Source organism: Mesorhizobium sp. M8A.F.Ca.ET.021.01.1.1, assembly GCF_003998025.1.
Classification (GTDB): domain Bacteria; phylum Pseudomonadota; class Alphaproteobacteria; order Rhizobiales; family Rhizobiaceae; genus Mesorhizobium.
Map to the genome: position 1 here is coordinate 1 of NZ_RZSJ01000965.1, position 1,132 is coordinate 1,132.

Consider the following 1,132-nt stretch of genomic DNA (forward strand, 5'->3'; position numbering starts at 1 on the left):
TTCGGTCGATTATGACCTAAATTCTAGTCATAAAGGATCGAGCACATGAATGTTTCCGTCGCCGAAGCCAAGGCCAAACTGTCGGAACTTGTCAGCCGCGCGGAAGCAGGTGAGGAGATCGTTCTTACGCGCCACGGCAAGGTGGCGGCGCGCATTGTACCTCCGGCGGTGGCCGAACCTCTGCCGCGTATCGGCGCTTTGAAGGGCAAGATCTGGATTGCGGATGATTTTGACGAACTCGGTCCTGAATGGGACGAGTTCGTAAAATGACGGTCGGCCCCTTCCTCGCCGACACACATATCATCCTCTGGTCAATTTCGGACGACCGACGTCTCAGCGAGCATCACCGCGGCATCCTGGTTTCGGAAGCGGTGGTGTTCGTGAGCGCGGCGAGCGTTTGGGAAATTGCCATCAAACGTTCGATCGGAAAGCTCAACGCGCCGGACGATCTGCCGGCGCTGCTTCCAAGGATGCGATTTCAGCCGCTCACCGTAACCTTACAGCACGCGAACGCCGTTGGTGGCCTACCTCGCCACCATGGTGATCCGTTCGACAGACTGCTGATTGCGCAGGCGCAAGTGGAAAATCTGACCATCCTCACATCCGACCCGCATTTCGCCCATTATGATGTGGCTGTGACATGACTAGCGAAGGACCTGGTCTCACAACCGAAGCCTCTCAACCTCGTCCCGCCTAACCCTGACATCATAATCGAGCAGGAACTCGTCGAGTTGCGGCGGCGCGACGGAGGTGCCGGACAGCATGGCGTGGACCTGGCCGCGATGGTGGATGTCGTGCAGGAAGACGTGCGCCAGGATATTGCCGATCTTTTCCGGGATCATGCCGTCCTCGCGCCGGTCGGTGATGACGCGGCGATCTAGATCGCTTTCCGACAAGCCATCGCAGAAGGCAATCAGCCGCCGGTCGGCCGCGACCTGCGCGGCAAAAAGCTCCTGTGGTTCGTCGAAAGGCACGAAGTCATCATGGGCAGCGGCACCGACGCCGCCCTCTTCGAGAAAGTCCAGATAGAGATAATCGACCGCAAGCACATGGTTGAGCGTGGCCTTGACCGACGGGAAAAAGCTGGTGCGCTCAGCCTCGAACTCGCCGGGCTTCAGAGCAAGCACTGCGC

3 protein-coding genes are annotated in these 1,132 nt (G+C 59.0%); 2 read left to right on the plus strand and 1 reads right to left on the minus strand.

Annotation, left to right across the window (positions count from 1 at the left end):
- The first annotated feature begins 45 nt into the window (after positions 1-45).
- Both EOA36_RS35850 and EOA36_RS35855 read left to right on the plus strand, forming a co-directional pair.
- Positions 46-270, plus strand: coding sequence for a type II toxin-antitoxin system prevent-host-death family antitoxin (locus tag EOA36_RS35850; protein ID WP_127281271.1), 225 nt, complete (start codon positions 46-48; stop codon positions 268-270).
- Positions 267-644, plus strand: coding sequence for a type II toxin-antitoxin system VapC family toxin (locus EOA36_RS35855; RefSeq protein ID WP_127281272.1), 378 nt, complete (start codon positions 267-269; stop codon positions 642-644). The genes EOA36_RS35850 and EOA36_RS35855 overlap by 4 nt, the downstream gene beginning before the upstream one ends.
- An 18-nt stretch (positions 645-662) precedes the next feature.
- Here the strand turns inward: EOA36_RS35855 and EOA36_RS35860 are convergent.
- On the minus strand, positions 663-1,132 hold a 470-nt coding region (locus EOA36_RS35860; RefSeq protein ID WP_145969530.1), incomplete at its 5' end, for a DinB family protein.

Excerpts from the sequence above, each read along its gene's own strand:
- EOA36_RS35855 (WP_127281272.1), top strand. The coding sequence starts at position 267 with ATGACGGTCGGCCCCTTCCTCGCCGACACACATATCATCCTCTGGTCA.
- EOA36_RS35850 (WP_127281271.1), top strand. The coding sequence starts at position 46 with ATGAATGTTTCCGTCGCCGAAGCCAAGGCCAAACTGTCGGAACTTGTC.